The sequence below is a fragment of the Janibacter sp. A1S7 genome (assembly GCF_037198315.1).
Lineage (GTDB): Bacteria > Actinomycetota > Actinomycetes > Actinomycetales > Dermatophilaceae > Janibacter > Janibacter alittae.
In genome coordinates this window covers 973,802-991,142 of record NZ_CP144913.1, presented here as the reverse complement: position 1 = coordinate 991,142, position 17,341 = coordinate 973,802, and the positions used below count along the sequence as shown (strand labels likewise).

14 protein-coding genes and 2 tRNA genes are annotated in these 17,341 nt (G+C 70.9%); 6 read left to right on the top strand and 10 right to left on the bottom strand.

All coding sequences use genetic code 11. The annotated features are described in order from the left end of the window. Positions 1 to 31 precede the first annotated feature (31 nt). Entirely contained in the window at positions 32 to 241 is a 210-nt protein-coding gene (locus tag V1351_RS04805) for a hypothetical protein (RefSeq protein ID WP_338751234.1), read from the top strand. Between the two features lie 109 nt (positions 242 to 350). Here V1351_RS04805 and V1351_RS04800 read toward each other — a convergent pair whose 3' ends face one another. The 3 genes from V1351_RS04800 to leuC all read right to left on the bottom strand — a co-directional run bounded on the left by V1351_RS04800 (position 351) and on the right by leuC (position 3,391). After that, positions 351 to 1,130 (bottom strand): HU family DNA-binding protein, encoded by a 780-nt coding sequence (locus tag V1351_RS04800; protein ID WP_338751232.1) that lies wholly within the window; start codon positions 1,128 to 1,130, stop codon positions 351 to 353. A 251-nt stretch (positions 1,131 to 1,381) separates the two neighbouring features. Beyond that, positions 1,382 to 1,975 carry a 3-isopropylmalate dehydratase small subunit gene (gene leuD / locus V1351_RS04795; protein WP_338751230.1) on the bottom strand — a complete coding sequence of 198 codons (594 nt, stop codon included), beginning with the start codon at positions 1,973 to 1,975 and terminating at the stop codon, positions 1,382 to 1,384. 6 nt (positions 1,976 to 1,981) lie between these two features. Beyond that, a complete protein-coding gene (gene leuC, locus V1351_RS04790; RefSeq protein WP_338751228.1) occupies positions 1,982 to 3,391 on the bottom strand; it encodes a 3-isopropylmalate dehydratase large subunit in 1,410 nt (469 codons plus the stop codon). Positions 3,392 to 3,512: 121 nt separating this feature from the next. On the opposite strand from leuC, the gene V1351_RS04785 reads away from it, so the two are divergent. Then, positions 3,513 to 4,262, top strand: coding sequence for an IclR family transcriptional regulator (locus V1351_RS04785; protein ID WP_338751226.1), 750 nt, complete (start codon positions 3,513 to 3,515; stop codon positions 4,260 to 4,262). 86 nt (positions 4,263 to 4,348) lie between these two features. Here the strand turns inward: V1351_RS04785 and V1351_RS04780 are convergent. The 3 genes from V1351_RS04780 to gltX form a co-directional block, all read right to left on the bottom strand. Further along, positions 4,349 to 4,421: transfer RNA gene (locus V1351_RS04780), tRNA-Glu, on the bottom strand. A 99-nt stretch (positions 4,422 to 4,520) separates the two neighbouring features. Next, positions 4,521 to 4,592 (bottom strand) — tRNA-Gln (locus V1351_RS04775). Between the two features lie 97 nt (positions 4,593 to 4,689). After that, on the bottom strand, positions 4,690 to 6,231 hold the full coding sequence (gltX, locus tag V1351_RS04770) for a glutamate--tRNA ligase (protein ID WP_338751224.1): 1,542 nt from the start codon (positions 6,229 to 6,231) through the stop codon (positions 4,690 to 4,692). A gap of 60 nt (positions 6,232 to 6,291) precedes the next feature. Between gltX and V1351_RS04765 the strand changes: the two genes are divergently transcribed. Then, positions 6,292 to 7,074: an enoyl-CoA hydratase gene (locus V1351_RS04765; RefSeq protein ID WP_338751222.1), complete on the top strand. Its 783-nt coding sequence runs from the start codon at positions 6,292 to 6,294 to the stop codon at positions 7,072 to 7,074. A gap of 124 nt (positions 7,075 to 7,198) precedes the next feature. On the opposite strand, the gene V1351_RS04760 is transcribed toward V1351_RS04765, so the two are convergent. Then, entirely contained in the window at positions 7,199 to 7,972 is a 774-nt protein-coding gene (locus V1351_RS04760; protein ID WP_338751220.1) for a fumarylacetoacetate hydrolase family protein, read from the bottom strand. Positions 7,973 to 7,985: 13 nt separating this feature from the next. Between V1351_RS04760 and V1351_RS04755 the strand changes: the two genes are divergently transcribed. Together V1351_RS04755 and V1351_RS04750 are read left to right on the top strand one after the other, a co-directional pair. Beyond that, positions 7,986 to 8,897: a 3-methyladenine DNA glycosylase gene (locus V1351_RS04755; protein WP_422389008.1), complete on the top strand. Its 912-nt coding sequence runs from the start codon at positions 7,986 to 7,988 to the stop codon at positions 8,895 to 8,897. Positions 8,898 to 8,965: 68 nt separating this feature from the next. After that, positions 8,966 to 9,841, top strand: coding sequence for a DUF1353 domain-containing protein (locus V1351_RS04750; RefSeq protein WP_338751216.1), 876 nt, complete (start codon positions 8,966 to 8,968; stop codon positions 9,839 to 9,841). 17 nt (positions 9,842 to 9,858) lie between these two features. Here V1351_RS04750 and V1351_RS04745 read toward each other — a convergent pair whose 3' ends face one another. Further along, positions 9,859 to 10,584, bottom strand: coding sequence for a TetR/AcrR family transcriptional regulator (locus V1351_RS04745; protein ID WP_338751214.1), 726 nt, complete (start codon positions 10,582 to 10,584; stop codon positions 9,859 to 9,861). Positions 10,585 to 10,666: 82 nt separating this feature from the next. Continuing rightward, positions 10,667 to 11,818 (bottom strand): PucR family transcriptional regulator, encoded by a 1,152-nt coding sequence (locus V1351_RS04740; RefSeq protein ID WP_338751212.1) that lies wholly within the window; start codon positions 11,816 to 11,818, stop codon positions 10,667 to 10,669. Between the two features lie 81 nt (positions 11,819 to 11,899). Here V1351_RS04740 and V1351_RS04735 point away from each other — a divergent pair, with 81 nt between their 5' ends. Further along, positions 11,900 to 15,343 carry a bifunctional proline dehydrogenase/L-glutamate gamma-semialdehyde dehydrogenase gene (locus tag V1351_RS04735; RefSeq protein WP_338751210.1) on the top strand — a complete coding sequence of 1,148 codons (3,444 nt, stop codon included), beginning with the start codon at positions 11,900 to 11,902 and terminating at the stop codon, positions 15,341 to 15,343. A 337-nt stretch (positions 15,344 to 15,680) separates the two neighbouring features. Here V1351_RS04735 and cimA read toward each other — a convergent pair whose 3' ends face one another. After that, entirely contained in the window at positions 15,681 to 17,261 is a 1,581-nt protein-coding gene (gene cimA / locus V1351_RS04730; protein WP_338751207.1) for a citramalate synthase, read from the bottom strand. Positions 17,262 to 17,341: the final 80 nt, after the last annotated feature.

Here is a 17,341-nt window from a genome sequence, read left to right as displayed (position 1 = left end):
CTCAGCCTATGACACGACTACCCTCGAATCCGTGCAAGCCACGGTCTTCTCCCAGTCCCCTGACACCGGTGCCGTCGTCGTCACCGATGAGGGTCTTTCCCACGAGGTCACCGTCGATGTGGTCGCCGCCAGCGGCCTGCGCTTCCTGCGGCCCGGCCAGCGGGTGAGCATCACCGAGGCCGACGGGGTGATCACCCGACTGTGGATCGTCGGGATCGGCGACGACGAGACGATCGCCTGACCGACCCCGGCCGAGGCGAAGGGGGCCACCCACCGACCGAGGGGCCGCCACGGTGATCCGTGGCGACCCCTGGGCGTCGCAGCCACCGCGATGCGGTGCCGTCCGCTCGTCAGCTGGAGCCGGAGTCCGAACTGCTCGTGGACTTCGTGGCGCTGCTCTTCCTGGCCGGGGTGGACTTCTTGGCCGTGGACTTCTTGGCCGTGGACTTCTTGGCCGTGGACTTCGACGCGGTCGACTTCTTCGCTGGAGCAGCCTTCTTCGCCGAGGTGGCCGTCGACGTCGATGCGGTGCTCTTCCTGGCCGGAGTCGACTTCTTGGCGGTCGACGTCGTTGCGGTGCTCTTCTTGGCCGGAGTCGACTTCTTGGCCGTCGACTTCTTGGCCGTCGACTTCTTGGCCGTCGACGTCGACGCGGTGCTCTTCCTGGCCGGAGCAGTCTTCTTCGTCGTGGCCGAGGACGTGGCGGCGGAGGACGTCGACTCCGCCGACGAGCCCTTCTTGACCTTCTTGCCTCCCGGGACGGCGCTGCCGGCGATGGCCCGTGCGGTGCCCGCTGCGGAGGTGACGGTGCCGGCTGCGGCTCGAGCCGCGGCGGGGGCGGCCTTCGGCAGTGACTTGGGGTCGGCGACGTAGGTCTTGAAGCTGGTACCGGCCTTGAAGCGCGGGACAGTGGTCTTCTTGATCTTCACGACCTCACCGGTGCGCGGGTTGCGGCCGGTCCGGGCGGCGCGGGCCGCCTTCTCGAAGGTGCCGAAACCGGTGATGGCGACGCGACCCCCCTTGGCCACCTCACGGACGATCGTGTCGAGCACGACCTCCAGTGCCTCCTGGGCCGCCTTCCGGCTACCCAGTCTCTCTTCGAGAGCCTTGACGAGTTCTGCCTTGTTCACGGTCACTCCCGTAGCGGTTCGACGCCGGGCAGTCCCCGGCTCGGACAGCCGAGTCGTTCACCCGACCTGCACACGACGGTAGAACTGGTGACACCCTCGGTGGAGCATTCGGGGGTGACCAGTTTTTATTGGCGCACAAGCGCATTCGCCGACCCCGAGCCGGCCCACGAGGGGCCCGTCGACGACGCAGGTCGGCGAGCTCACCGGTGCAGCCAGCGAATGCCCTTGCACCTCAAGGCAACTCGCCGTGCTCAAGTGGGCTGCGTCGTCGGCTTCCAGCGGGGTCGCGATGCCTCGAAGTCGGTGACGTCCTGCTCATGGCGCATCGTCAGGCCGATGTCGTCGAGCCCCTCGATGAGGCGCCACCGCGTGTAGTCGTCCACGTGGAACGCGCAGGTGATGTCCCCGGCGACCACGGTCTTCGCCGTGAGGTCGACGGTGACCTGCGCGCCCGGGGTGTTCTCGAGGTACTTCCACAACAGCTCGACGTCGTCCTGGGCCACCTGCGCGGCGAGCAGGCCCTGCTTGCCGGAGTTGCCGCGGAAGATGTCGGCGAAGCGCGAGGAGATGACGACCTTGAAGCCGTAGTCCTTCAGCGCCCAGACCGCGTGCTCGCGCGAGGACCCGGTGCCGAAGTCGGGGCCGACGACGAGGACCGAACCATCGTGGTACGCAGGCTGGTTGAGCACGAAGGTCTTGTCATTGCGCCAGGCCGCGAAGAGACCGTCCTCGAACCCGGTGCGGGAGACACGCTTGAGGTACACCGCGGGGATGATCTGGTCGGTGTCGACATTGCTGCGGCGCAGCGGGACCCCGGTGCCGGTGTGCGTCGTGAACTTCTCCATGGCTCCTCAGGCTCCTTCCGTGACGTCGAGGTCTGCGGGGCTGGACAGGGTCCCGCGCACGGCGGTGGCCGCCGCCACCAGCGGCGAGACGAGGTGGGTGCGACCCCCCTTCCCCTGGCGTCCCTCGAAGTTGCGGTTGCTCGTCGAGGCGGACCGCTCCCCCGGGGAGAGGATGTCGGGGTTCATGCCCAGGCACATCGAGCAGCCGGGCAGGCGCCACTGCGCACCGGCCGCGGTGAAGACCTCGTGCAGCCCCTCCTGCTCGGCCTGGACCCGCACCCGCGCGGACCCGGGCACGACGAGCATGCGCACCGACTCGGCGACGTGCCGGCCCTTGATGATCTCGGCCGCGGCGCGCAGGTCCTCGATGCGACCGTTGGTGCACGAACCGAGGAAGACGGTGTCGACCGCGACCTCCCGCAGCGGCGTGCCCGCGGTCAGCCCCATGTACTCCAGCGCCTTCGTGGCAGCGAAGCGCTCGTTCTCGTCGGGCATCGCCTGCGGGTCCGGGACGGCCTCGGACAGCGGGGCGCCCTGACCGGGGTTGGTGCCCCAGGTGACGAAGGGGGTCAGCGTCGAGCCATCGATGTCGACCTCCATGTCGAAGACGGCGTCGTCGTCGCTGCGCAGCTGCTGCCAGCTCTCGAGCGCGGCGTCCCAGTCGGTGCCGGTCGGTGCGTGGTCACGTCCGCGGAGGTAGTCGAAGGTCGTCTGGTCGGGGGCGATCATGCCGGCCCGGGCGCCGGCCTCGATCGACATGTTGCACACGGTCATCCGGGCCTCCATCGACAGCGCCTCGATGGCCTCGCCGCGATACTCCAGGACGTAGCCCTGACCGCCGCCGGTGCCGATCTTCGCGATCACCGCGAGGATGACGTCCTTGGCGGACACTCCCGGCTCCAGCTGCCCGTGGACGTTGATCGCCATGGTCTTGAAGGGGTTGAGCGAGAGGGTCTGCGTCGCCAGGACGTGCTCGACCTCGCTGGTGCCGATGCCGAAGGCGAGCGCGCCGAAGGCCCCGTGGGTGCTGGTGTGGCTGTCGCCGCAGACGACCGTCGTCCCGGGTTGGGTCAGGCCGAGCTGCGGACCCACGACGTGGACGATGCCCTGCTCGGCGTCACCCATCGGGTAGAGCGTCACGCCGAACTCGGCGCAGTTGTCGCGCAGCGTCTCGACTTGGATCTTGCTCACCGGATCGGTGATCGGGCCCGGGGTCGTCGGGACGTTGTGGTCCTCGGTCGCGAGCGTGAGGTCGGGGCGGCGGACGGGCCGACCGGCGATCCGCAGACCCTCGAAGGCCTGCGGGCTCGTCACCTCGTGGAGGAGGTGCAGGTCGATGTAGAGCAGGTCCGGCTCCCCTGTGCTGCGACGGACGACATGGGCCTCCCATACCTTCTCGGCCAGCGTTCCAGCCATGTCCTGATCCCCTCCCATGCGGTGTGTCTCGGATGTGCCACGGTGTCTCTCGACCGAGATTCACATGCCGTGCCCTCCACCCGATCTTGCGTCTCACGCAATGAGATGTAAGTATCAGTCCATGGACAACAGTAGTGGAGTGGGCGTCCTGGACAAGGCCGCGGTCGTGCTCGGAGCCCTGGAGTCAGGACCTTCGACCCTCGCGCAGCTGGTTGCGGCCACGGGACTGGCCCGGCCGACGGCGCACCGGCTCGCGGTGGCACTGGAGCACCACCGGCTGGTCGGTCGTGACATGCAGGGTCGCTTCGTCCTCGGCCCGCGCCTGGGGGAGCTGGCCGCCTCCGCCGGCGAGGACAAGCTGCTCGTCGCCGCCAACCCCGTCCTCGGGGCACTGCGGGACCACACCAACGAGTCCGCCCAGCTCTTCCGACGTCAGGGCGAGCACCGCGTCTGCGTCTCGGCCGCGGAGCGCCCGGTCGGCCTGCGCGACTCCATCCCGGTCGGAGCGACCCTGACGATGCATGCCGGCTCGGCAGCCCAGGTGCTGCTCGCGTGGGAGGAGCCCGACCGCCTGCACAGCGGCCTGCAGGAAGCCGCCTTCACCGCGACCATGCTCTCGGGCGTGCGCCGCCGCGGCTGGGCGCAGAGCGTCGGCGAGCGCGAGGCCGGCGTCGCCTCGGTCTCCGCCCCGGTGCGCTCCCCCTCCGGTCGCGTCATCGCAGCCGTGTCCATCTCCGGGCCGATCGAGCGCCTCTCGCGCCAGCCGGGGCGCCTGCACGCCGCGACCGTCATCGCCGGGGCGAACAAGCTCACCGAGGTCCTGCAGAAGCACGCCGAGGCGGCCGAGGCCGCCGATCGCGACACGGAGTGACGAAGGGGGCCACCCCCCTTCGCCCGCCACACCCCCGGACACGACACAGGCCCCCGCTCCGATGGAGCGGGGGCCTGTGCTCGATGTAGCCCCGACGGGATTCGAACCCGCGCTACCGCCTTGAGAGGGCGGCGTGCTAGGCCACTACACAACGGGGCCCTATGTGCTTCCCGGACCGGCTGACCGGCTGGGCAACGGAGAGAACTTTAACCCGAAGGCAGTCCATCTCCGAAATCGGGCGGCGGACCGCCCACAGCGCTGGGGTACCAGGACTCGAACCTAGAACAACTGAACCAGAATCAGCCGTGTTGCCAATTACACCATACCCCAAGGGGGTATCACTGGCCCTTCGGATCGAAAGTCCGCGCGGCCGGTGAACCGAGAGACGATGCTACCCGCCTGCCGACGCTGCGCCCAAATCGGCGCGTCAGGCCAGTGAGGAGCGCAGGGTGCGCAGTCGGGTGAGCGAGGAGTCCTTGCCCAGGATCTCCATCGACTCGAAGAGGGGCGGGCTGACCTTCTGCCCCGACACGGCCGTGCGGAGCGGACCGAAGGCCAGACGCGGCTTGATGCCCAAGCCGTCGACGATCGCCTCGCGCAGCACCCGCTCGATCTCCGCAGCGTGCCACTGGTTGCCCTCGAGGCCCTCCCCGGGCCCACCCTCCGGCGGGGTCAGTGGCTCGAGCGCGGCGAGCGCGGCGTCGAGCACCTCCCCCGCGGTGTCCTTCAGCCCCGCGCGCGCGTCCTCGGCGATCTCCAGGTCGGCGTCGGCGACGTAGAACGGTGCCACCAGCGCGCTCGCCTCGGTGAGCAGGTTGATCCGCGTCTGGATCTGCTCGGTGACGCTCCTCAGCCGCGCGAGCTCGTCCGGGCCCGGGTGCTCACCCAGCACGCCGTCGGCCTGCAGGAAGGGCAGCAACCGCGCCGCGAGGTCGTCCAGCTCGAGGCCGCGGATCCAGGCGCCGTTGAGCCAGTCGAGCTTCTTCAGGTCGAAGATCGGACCGACGGTGTTGACCTTGTCCCAGGCGAACACCCGGCTGAACTCCTCGATGGTGAACTTCTCGACGTCCTCGCCGCTCTCCCCCTTCGCCGGCGGGTAGGCCAGCAGGCCGAGGAAGTTGACGACGGCCTCGGGCAGGTAGCCCTGCTCCTCGAACCAGGTCAGGCGTGCCTCGGGGTTCTTGCGCTTGGAGATCTTCGACTTGTTCTGGTTGCGCAGCAGCGGCATGTGCGCGAACTTCGGCGGCTCCAGCCCGAGCCACTGGTAGAGCAGCACGTGCTTGGGCGTGGAGGAGATCCACTCCTCACCGCGCACGACGTGGGTGATGCCCATCTCGTGGTCGTCGACGACGACGGCCAGGTGGTAGGTCGGGAAGCCGTCCCCCTTGAGGATCACCTGGTCGTCGGGCACCGGCGCCGAGACCGTCCCGCGGATGACGTCCTCGAAGGTCGTCGGGGCGTCATCCGGCACGAGCATCCGCACGACGGGGGTGTCGTTGAAGCCCTCGAGCCGGGCCCGCTCCTCCTTGGTCTTGCCGACACACATGCGGTCGTAACCGGTGGGCAGCTTGAGCTTCTGCTGCTTCTCGCGCATGGCCTGCAGCCGCTCGGACGAGCACCAGCAGTAGTAGGCGTGCCCGTCCTCGACGAGCCTGTCGACGTAGGGACGGTAGGTCTCCAGTCGCTCGCTCTGCCGGTACGGCGCGAACGGCCCGCCGACGTCCGGGCCCTCGTCCCAGGTCAACCCGAGCCACCCGAGGGTGTCGTAGAGCTGCTGCTCACTGGTCTCGTTGAACCGCGCCCGGTCGGTGTCCTCGATGCGCAGGACGAAGGAGCCGCCCTGCTGTCGCGCGTACGCGAGGTTGAACAACGCCATGTAGGCGGTGCCGACGTGCGGGTCACCGGTCGGCGACGGGGCGACGCGCAGTCGGGGGGCGGTGGTCTCGGAGGCTGCAGAGGAGTCGCTCATGATGGCCCGATGCTATCGCTCGCCCTTCCCTCCGACTGACCCCTCTGCCACGCTGCACCAATGGCCACCCCACTCGTCACCGTCGACACCACGGACACCGTCAGCACCATCACCATCGAGCAGCCGCAGACGCGCAACGCCCTGTCCGTGCCCGTCATGGAGGCCCTGATCGATGCGCTCGAGGACGTGGCCCGCCGCACCGACGTCCACGCGGTCGTCCTCGCCACGGCCGGTCACGTCTTCTCCTCCGGTCACGACCTCGCCGAGGTCCGCGCCGCCGACCAGGAGGAGCAGCAGCGGATCTTCTCCGTCTGCTCGCGCCTGATGCTCCTCGTCCAGCAGATCCCCCAGCCGGTCATCGCCCGCGTCCAGGGCGTGGCGACCGCGGCCGGCTGCCAGCTGGTGGCGACCTGCGACCTGGCGGTGGCCGCCGCCTCGGCACGATTCGCCACCCCGGGCGTGCGCATCGGGCTCTTCTGCTCCACCCCGATGGTCGCCCTCTCGCGCGCCGTCCCGCGCAAGCAGGCGATGCGGATGCTGCTCACCGGTGAGATGGTCCCGGCCGACCGCGCCCTGGCCATGGGGCTGGTCTCCGACGTGGTCCCCGACGAGGACCTGGTCGCCGCGACGGACGAGCTGGCGCGCACGGTCGCCGGCGCATCGTCGGCCACCGTCGCCGTGGGCAAGCGCGCCTTCTACGACCAGATCGACCTGCCGATCGAGCGGGCCTACGAGGAGATGACCACGGTGATGGTCGACAACGCCCTCTCGCCCGACGCCCGGGAGGGCGTCGGCGCCTTCCTCGACAAGCGTGAGCCGCAGTGGCAGCACCGCGCGCACTGATCCGGTGCCCGTGCGGGCGAAGGGGGTCTCCCCCTTCGTCAGGCCGGACGAGGGGCGTCCATGATCGCCGCGACGTCGACGAGGCAGGGCGGACCAGGGCACCGACGACGTCCACCTCGGTCGCTCACTCTGCGGCGACGAAGGGGTTGGACAGCGACCCGATGTCCTCGATCTCGATCTCGACCCGCTGGCCGGCGGTGACCGGGCCGACACCGGCCGGTGTGCCGGTGAGGATGACGTCGCCGGGCAGCAGCGTGAAGGCCCGGGAGCAGTGGCTGACCAGGTCGAGGACCTGGTGGACCATGTCCGAGGTGTGCCCGTCCTGGACGACCTCGTCGTCGCGGCGGGTGACGAGCGACAGGTTCTGCGGGTCGAGGTCGGTCTCGATCCACGGCCCGAGGGGACAGAAGGTGTCCATGCCCTTTGCCCGGGCCCACTGACCGTCCCCGCGCTGCAGGTCGCGGGCGGAGACGTCGTTGGCGATCGTGTAGCCGAAGATCACCTTCGTGGCCTCGTCCGGCGAGATGTCCTTGCACATCCGGCCGATGACCACCGCGAGCTCGCCCTCGAAGTGGACCTCGGACGTCAGGCTCGGGATGACGACGGGGTCGTTCGGACCGACGACGGCGGTGTTGGGGATGAGGAACATCAGCGGCTCGTCCGGGACGTCGTTGCCCATCTCCGCGGCGTGGTCGGCGTAGTTGCGCCCGATGCCGATGATCTTGCTGCGTGGGATGACGGGTGCCAGCAGGCGCACCTCGTCGACCGTCGTCGTCCTCCCGGTCAGCTCGATCCGTTGGTAGAGGGGGTCACCGGTCACCTCGGCGATCTTGGTCCCGCCACCGTCGACGAGCCCGTAGACCGGGTCGTCACCTTCCGTGTACCTCGCGATGCGCACGTCGCCACACTAGATGATCGATCCCCCGGATTACGCTGGTCGGGTGGGTACGCCGGGCGAGAAGGTGCTTCCGCGTCAGGAGTGGCTCGCGCTGGCCCGGGAGCACGAGGCCGCGGTCGACCGCCTGACCGTGGGGCACCGTCAGCGCCGGCAGCACGGTGCACGCCACCCGGTCGAGGACTTCCTCTTCGAGTACTACCCGCACCGCCCGACCCACCTGCGGCGCTGGCACCCCGGCGCCGGGGTCGCTCTGGCCGACGCCGGGGACGTCTACGCACAACGGTCCGGATACCTCGTGGACGAGGAGGACACCGCCCGGCTGGACCTCGCCACCTTCCTGGGGCGAAGGGAGCGGACACTCACCTTCGTCAAGGAGTTGCTCGAGGCGACCCTCTCCCGGCCGGGCACCTTCGACTGCTTCGGCCTGCACGAGTGGGCGATGGTCCACCGGCTGGATCCGGGCCAGCAGCGTCACGCGCAGCTCCCCCTTCGCCTGACGCAGGAGGAGACCGACGGGGTGGTCGAGGCGCACCGCATCCGGTGCAGCCACGTCGACGCGTACCGCTTCTTCACCCCTGATGCCGTGGAGCTGAACTCCCTCCGTCCGACACGCGAGACGCAGCGGGACCTCGAACAACCCGGTTGCCTGCACGCCGGGATGGATGTCTACAAGTGGTGCTTCACGCTCGCGCCCGCGGTCCCCTCCGAGCTGACCCTGGACGCCTTCGTGCTGGCACGGGAGATCCGCGAGCTGGACATGGCCGCCTCCCCCTACGACCTCACCGACTACGACATCGAGCCGGTCGCGATCGAGACCCCGGACGGCAAGGCCGCGTACGTGGCGCGCCAGCGGCGTTTCACCGCCCGCTCCAACGCCCTGCGCCGCCAACTCCTCGACGTCCTCGACCCGCTCCTTCCCCGCTGACCGTCCTCCCATCCGTTCCCCCGGGACGAATCTGCTCGGCAGATCGGAGGGGATGCCAGTGTGGGGTCATGGACGGACAGCTGATCCCCGACCCGGGGCGATTCCACGACGGTGGCGCCATGGACGGCGAGCCGCACCTCGATGCGCCGCCGGTGATCCTGCTGCGTCGGGACCTGGACGACCCACCCAACGAGTTCCGCCTGATGCGTCGTCTGGGCTACCGCGACCGTCGGCTCGGGGACCTGCTCGTCCCGGCGAACCCGGACGACTTCGCGACGGACTTCGCCTCGGTCCCGCAGGTCTTCGGCTGGCTGCTGCCGCGCACCGGCACCTACCTGCCCGCCGCGATCCTGCACGACGGTCTCGTCGGCGACCCCGGCCAGCCGGCGTCCTACATCAGCGTCGAGGGTCACGAGGTCCACTGGGACGAGGCCAATCGGGTCTTCCGCGACGCGATGGCCGACTCGGGGACCCCGATCGTGCGCCGTTGGCTGCTGTGGACCGGGGTGACCCTCGCCGTGATGGCCGTGGGCCGCCAGACCGACTGGTCCGCGCCGCAGAAGTGGCGCTGGCGGCTCACGGTGGTCCTGACCCTGCTGGCCCTGCTGGTGCTCGGCCTGTGGACCACCGCAGACCTCCTCGACATCGTCGGTGGCGTGCCGTGGATGGGAGAGGGACCGCTGTGGACCCGTCTGCTCACCGGCGCCGCCGGTGCCATCGTCATCCCGCTCCTGCTGGCCCAGCTGTGGGGGCGGTTCCGTGTCGCCGGCATGATCGCCGGGACGCTGCTCGCGCTGCTGCTGCACGTCACCATCGCGGTCCTCGCGCTGACCGCCCTCTACACGGCGGTCGAGTGGTTGTGCGACCGGGCCCCGCGGCTCGCGGTGGGCGTGGCCGCGGTCGTCGCCATGACTGCGGGCGTCATCGTCATCGGCTCGCTCTGAGCCCCCACGACCGCCGGTCAGGGCAGGTCGGACAGGACGCTCGGGTCGACCTCGACGACGAAGCCCATGAGTCGCATGAGTCCGCGCAGGTAGGCGCCGAAGTACTCCTGCGGGTCCATCGTCAGGTCGCCGAAGACCCCTCGGGTCTCGAATCCGATGTGTCCGCTGATCGCCGCGAGCGCGGACAACGAGATCGACCGCGCGGCGGCGGAGCCGTCGTCCCCTTCCGGCGAGGACGTCAGCGGGAAGGCGGAGGCGCCGGGGTCGAGCTGGCCGGCCCGGATCGCGTCCGCGCAGATGCTCGCCTGCATCGTCAGGGTCCGAGCGGTCATGGTGCGCAGGCGCTCCGTGTACGTGCGGATCACTCGCGGCGAGACGAGCAGGTCGTACTCGGTCCGGTGGGCGACGTACCACTGCCGCATGGCCATGGCCACCAGGTAGTAGGCGGTCGCGTGGTCTCCCTCGGGCGCCCGGGCCCGGGCCTCCTCCATCACGTCGCCGACCGCCTCGTAGGCCTGGGCGGCGAGGAGGCCGAGCAGCTCGTCGTGCCCGGACACGTGACGATAGAGACCGGACGGGGTCATGTCGACGGCACGGGCGACGGCACGCATGGTCACGCCGCTGGGACCGTGGTCGCGCAGCTCGGCGCGGGCGGCCTCGAGGATCTCGTGCAGCGCCCGCTGCTGGATCCGCACGCGTCGGGTGATGCCCACTCGGTCCGGTTCCGATCCGGTATCGACCATGGCAACCTCCTTGACACGTAGCGCTTGGGGGCTCGCAGTCTATGCGGCTTCGACCGCAGAGTTGTCCACCCACGGACACGATTCAGGTCGTGCGCAGGACCACCAGCGCCAGGTGCAGCTCGAGCCGGTCCCGTCCCCGTGAGAAGTCCAGCCCGGTCAGCGCCTCGATGCGGTGGATCCGGTGGTACACGCTCTGCCGGTGCAGCCCGAGCCGGGATGCGGTCGCCGCGACCGACCCCGCCTCCTCCAGGTGCACCCAGGCGGTCTCGACGAGCTCGTCCGGTCCGTCCAGCAGGGCGGTGACGGCCGGTGTCCGCACCGCCTCGACGAGCTCGTCCGCGCCACGCCCCCCGAGCAGTCGCGTCACCCCCAGCGAGTCCCAGGCGTGGACCCTGGTCGCCGCCGGGCCGGACGGCCGCTCCGGAGTCACGGGCCGCACCACCCGTAGGGCGGCGCGTGCTCGCCGGTCCGAGACGCCGGCCTCGTGCAGGGGCACCTCGTCCCCGACCCCGGCCACGACCTCCGGCAGGCCGAGTCGGGCCAGACCGGTGATCGCGGACTCGACGACGTCCGTCACGGGTGAGCCCGGGCCCTCTGCAGGCACGAGCAGGACGAGGTCCCCGGAGCGCTCGGCGACCGCGACGTCGCGGGGCACCCCGCCCGGTCCGTGGACCTGCTCGGCGTGCAGCTGCACCCCGGGCGCCCCACCGAGGACGGCGACGACGACGCGCGCCCGGCCGGCGATCGCCAGGTCGTCGGCGAGCTCGCGCGCGATGCCACCGCGCTCCTGCGACCCGGTCTCGAGGAGGTCGAGCAGCAGGCGCTCGGTCTCCCGCCGTCGCGAGGTGACCCTCGCCAGGGCCTCCCCCGCCCCGGCCGCGAGGGCCTGGGCCGCCCGGATGCGCTCCGGCGCCAGACCCTCCGGCGGCTCCACCGCCCAGAGAAAACCGCGCACCACGCCGCGAGCGCGAGCCGGAAGGCACAACCGTGCGGCGATCTCACGCTCGGGGTTGGCGGGGACGTGGACCGGCCCGCGCGCCCGGGCGATGTCGAAGGACTCGAACCACTCCCGCGTCCGCGGGCCGGCGCCACGGCCCAGAACGGTCTCGACCCGGACCCGGTCGGTGGTCGCGTCGTGGGCGGCGAAGGCCAGCAGACGCAGGCGACGGTCCTCGAGCGTCACCGGCGCCTGGAGGATCGCCGAGGCCTCATCCACCAGCTCCTGCAGGTCCATTGGACAAGTGTATGACGGTCGATGCCCAAGAGGTGCCGATTGTCTGTGGTGCGCCCCGTCCGTCGGCCCTACCGTCGGAGGATGACCACGCCACCCGAGACCGCGACCTCCTCCGGCACCCACCCGGCGACCGCAGCCCTGACCCCCTTCGTCGAGGACGCCGTCGCCCTCGCCGAGCGCTGGGCCGCTGCGGCGCACGCCGGTCAGACCAAGCGCGAGGCGCAGACCACCGGCCAGCTGGCCGCGCTGCTCTCCGATGCCGATGGTGGCCTGGACCTGGCGGTCTTCTTCGTCGACCGCGTCGCCCGCCCCGAGGACGACAAGGTCGCGGCCAACGCCCTCAGCCGGATCACCGCCTCGGACGCGGCGTCCTTCCTCGGTCCGGTCGACCGCGGGCTGCTCGGGCTCGGCGCCACCGTCGCCAGGATCGCCCCGAAGGTGGTCGTCCCGGCCGCCCGCGCCCGGATGAAGCAGATGGTCGGCCACCTCCTCGTCGACGCGAACGACCCCACGCTCGGCCGCCACCTCACCGCCGCGCGCAAGGACGGGTTCCGCCTGAACATCAACCTGCTCGGCGAGGCCGTCCTCGGCGAGGACGAGGCCGCTGCCCGCACCCGGCGCACCCGCGAGCTGCTGGAGCGCGGCGACGTCGACTACGTCTCGATCAAGGCCTCCTCGCTCGTCAGCCAGATCAGCGTGTGGGACACCCCCGGGACCGTGGCCCGGTGCGTCGAGCGGCTGCGCCCCCTCTACGCCGCGGCGAAGTCATCGACCCCGCACGCCTTCGTCAACCTCGACATGGAGGAGTACCGCGACCTGGAGATGACGCTCCAGCTGTTCATGGCGATCCTCTCCGAGCCGCAGTTCCACGACCTCGAGGCGGGGATCGTCCTGCAGGCCTACCTGCCCGACGCGCTGCCCGCGATGGAGCGCCTCATCGCCTTCGCCGCCGAGCGCCGGGCGAAGGGGGGCGCCGGGCTGAAGATCCGTCTGGTCAAGGGTGCCAACCTCGCCATGGAAGGGGTCGAAGCAGTCATGCACGGCTGGGAGCAGGCCCCCTACCCCACCAAGGGCGACGTCGACGCCAACTACCTGCGCTGCGTCGAGCGGGCGCTGCGCGAGGACAGCGTCGCGGCCGGTGTGCGCATCGGAGTGGCCTCGCACAATCTCTACGACGTCGCGAGTGCGCACCTGCTCGCCCAGTCCCGTGGCGTGCAGGGGGCCCTCGACATCGAGATGCTGCAGGGCATGTCGCCGGCGCAGGCGCGCGCGGTCCGCGACGACGTCGGCACGGTCGTCCTCTACACGCCGGTCGTCGCGCCGGAGGACTTCGACTCCGCGGTGTCCTACCTCGTGCGTCGGCTCGAGGAGAACGCCTCCCCGGAGAACTACCTGCACGCCTTCTTCTCCGACGACACCGCCGCGATGCCCGATCAGGAGTCGCGCTTCCGCGCGAGCGTCGCGGCCATCGGGTCGACCCCGACCGGCCCGCGCCGACCCGCCGAGCCCGCCCGGATCGGCGACACCTTCGCCAACACCCCCGACTCGGACCCGGCACTGGCCGAGCACCGCGAGTGGGCCACCCGCGCGGTCGCCCAACCGATGCCCGAGCTGACCTCGCGGCACCTGGATGTCCTCGCCGACGTCGAGGAGGTCGTCGCGACCGGCCGGGCGGCACACGCGGGCTGGGCCGCCCGCCCGGCCGCCGAGCGCGCAGGGGTCCTGCGCGATGCCGCGCGTGAGCTCGACTCGCGCCGTCAGGCCCTGGTGTCGGTCATGGCCGCCGAGGGCGGCAAGACCATCGTCGAGTCCGACCCGGAGATCTCCGAGGCCGTCGACTTCGCCCGCTACTACGCCGACCGGGCACTCGAGCTCGAGGACGGGCCGATGACCGACGGGGCGAGCTTCGCCCCCTTCGCCCTGACCCTGATCACGCCGCCGTGGAACTTCCCGGTCGCCATCCCCATCGGGGGGGTGCTCGCGGCACTCGCCGCCGGGTCCGCCGTGATCATCAAGCCCGCACCGCAGACGCCCGCGTGCGTGGAGGAGGCCGTCGCCGCCCTGCACGCAGCCGGCGTCCCGACCGACGTCCTCCAGGTGGTACGCACCGAGGAGGACGAGGTCGGCCGTCGTCTGGTCTCCCACGAGGACGTCGAGGCCGTCGTCCTCACCGGCGCGAGCGAGACCGCTCGGCTCTTCGCCGGGTGGCGCGCCGGGCGACCCGAAGGCGCCCGGGTGCTCGGCGAGACCTCCGGCAAGAACGCTCTGGTCATCACGCCGTCGGCCGACATCGACCTCGCGGTGGCCGACCTCGTCTCCTCGGCCTTCGGGCACGCGGGCCAGAAGTGCTCGGCCGCCTCCCTCGGCATCCTCGTCGGGTCGATCGCCGAGTCACCGCGCTTCCGCCGCCAGCTCGTCGATGCGGCCTCCTCGATCGTCGTCGGCTGGCCGAGCGATCTGGGCACCCGCATGGGCCCGGTCATCGAGCCGCCGAGCGGCAAGCTGCTGCGGGCGCTGACCACCCTCGAGCCCGGCGAGAGCTGGCTGGTCGAGCCGAGGCAGCTCGACGACACCGGCCGTCTGTGGTCGCCCGGAGTCAAGGAAGGGGTGGCCCCCGGGTCCTTCTTCCACCTGACCGAGGTCTTCGGTCCCGTCCTCGGGCTGATCCGGGCCGACTCGCTCGAGCAGGCGATCGAACTGCAGAACGCGACCGACTTCGGGCTCACCGGTGGTCTGCACAGCCTCGACGAGAGCGAGATCCAGCAGTGGACCGGCGCGGTGGCGGTCGGCAACGGCTACGTCAACCGGCACATCACCGGTGCGATCGTGCAGCGGCAGTCCTTCGGCGGGTGGAAGTCCTCGTCGATCGGCCCCGGTGCCAAGGCCGGTGGCCCGAACTACGTCGCCCAGCTGGGCACGTGGGGGGCCGACGGACTCCCGACGCACGGGACCACGCCGTCCTCCGCGGTGCGCCGCACCGTCGACGCGCAGCTGGGCGCGCTCGGTGACGCGGTGCCCGACGCAGATCGTCCGTGGCTCGAGGCGGCGCTCGCCAGCGACGCCGCCGCGTGGGCCCTCGAGCTCGGCGTCGAGCACGACAGGAGCGCGCTCGTGGTGGAGACCAACGTCTTCCGCTACCGCCCGCACCCGAACGTGCTCGTCCGCGCCCGGGCCGGCACCTCCGCCACCGAGGTCGTGCGTCTCGTCGCCGCCGCGACGCTCACCGGTGCCGGCGTCCTCGTCTCGGTCGACCCCACGCTGAAGCTGCCCACGAGCCTGGGCCACGTGCAGGTGGTCACCGAGGACGATGCCGCCTTCCTCGCCCGCGCCGGGCGGGTCGACCACGCCCGCGTGCGCCTCGTCGGGCAGGACGCTCCTGCACTCGTCGACGACCTCGTCGCTGCGGGAGTGGACGTCATCACCGGAGCGGTCCTGGCGACCGGGCGTCGAGAGCTGCTGCCCTTCCTGCGCGAGCAGGCCGTGAGCACCACCCGGCACCGGTTCGGGCACGTGTCGAAGGGCTGACGCCACACCTGCCCCTCGATTATCGGGCGACCCGAGAAACCCCGGCTTCGCGCGAGTTCGGAACTCTTGGGAAGCCGGGGTTTCTCCTGCGAAGCGGGCCCAGGGGCTGCGCCCTCCCATCTCGCGCCTGTGGCGGCGACGGCTGCCGAGCACACCCTCGTGCTGCACACCCTGGTCACAGGAGCTCGCGCCACCCACGACGCCGTCGGCCCGCGGTATCCGCTTCCGGAGCGCACATGACGAGGTCAGGGCCTGCTGATCGCTGGTCCGAGGGAGAGCGAGCGGATCGCTGCACGGTTCTCTCGTGAGCCCCCGGGTCATCGAACGCGGGCGGCGCTCAGCGCACGGGCACGCGCGCGCGCATCAGGCCGTAGGTGATGCCGTCGAGGAGCGCCTCCCAGGAGGCCTCGACGATGTTGTCGGCGACACCCACCGTCGTCCACGAGGTGTGGGCGTCGCTCGTCTCGATGAGCACGCGCGTCGTGGCGTCGGTGCCGTGCGCGGCGTCGAAGATACGCACCTTGTAGTCGATGAGATCCAGGCCCTCGATCTCGGGGTAGACGACCGTGAGCATCTCGCGCAGCCCGTGGTCCAGCGCGTTGACGGGACCATTGCCCTCCCCGGTCGCGACGAGGCGCCGGCCACCGGCGACGGCCTTGACGGTCGCCTCGGACAGGGCGTTCTCCCCACCACGGGCGTCGATCATCACCCGCCAGGACTCCACCTGCGCGTACTCGGGCGCCGCCTCGTCGAGCTCGCGACGCAGCAGCAGCTCGAAGGACGCGTCAGCCGCGTCGAAGGTGTACCCCTGCTGCTCCAACTGCTTGACCTTGGCCAGGACCCGGGTCAGCGACGCGTCGTCCCCCGCCAGGTCGATGCCGAACTCGCGGCTCTTCAGCTCCACCGTGGCGCGACCGGCCATGTCCGAGACGAGCATGCGCATGTCGTTGCCGACGGACTTGGGGTCGATGTGCTGGTACAGGTCGGGGTCGACCTTGATCGCGCTCGCGTGCAGACCGGCCTTGTGGGCGAACGCTCCCGAGCCGACGTACGGCTGGCGGGAGAAGGGTGGGAAGTTCGTCACCTCGCTCACCGCGTGGGCGATCCGGGTCGCGTCCTGCAACCGGTGCGGCTCGACCAGGTCCATGCCGAGCTTGAGCTGGAGGTTGGCGACGAGCGTGATCAGGTCGGCGTTGCCCGTGCGCTCGCCGTAGGCGTTGATCGTCCCCTGGACGTGGTCGGCGCCCGCCTCGACGGCGGCCATCGAGTTCGCGACGGCACAACCGGTGTCGTTGTGGCAGTGGATGCCCACCCGCGCACCGGTGGCCGCGATGACATCGGCGACCGCGTCGCGCACCCGGCCGGGGAGCATGCCACCGTTGGTGTCGCAGAGGGCGATGACCTGTGCGCCCGCGTCGTGGGCGGCGGTGACGCAGGCGAGCGCGTACTCACGGTCGAGGAGGTAGCCGTCGAAGAAGTGCTCGGCGTCGACCATCACCGTGCGCCCCTGCGCGTGCAGGTGCGCCACGGTGTCGCTGATCATGGCGAGGTTCTCCTCGCGGGTGGTGCGCAGTGCGCGCTCGACGTGGCCCGTGTGGGACTTGGCCACGAGTGTGACCACCTCGGCGCCGGAGTCGAGCAGTGCCCGCACCTGCGGGTCCGAGGCGGCGTCGACGCCGGCCCGACGAGTCGCGCCGAAGGCCGCGAGCGTCGCGGTGTGCAGCTCCAGCTCGTCCTTGGCCCGGGCGAAGAACTCGGTGTCGTTGGGGTTGGCTCCCGGCCACCCCCCTTCGATGTGGGTCACGCCCAGCTCGTCGAGGAGGCGACTGATCGCCAGCTTGTCCGCGACCGAGACGTTGATGCCCTCCTGCTGGGCACCGTCGCGCAGGGTCGTGTCGTAGACGTGGAAGCCGTGCATCGTGGTTCTTCCGTTGGGGACGAAGGGGTGTGTGACACCTGCTCGTCGCGCCGGTCCTTCGCCGGGGTGGTGCTCCGGAC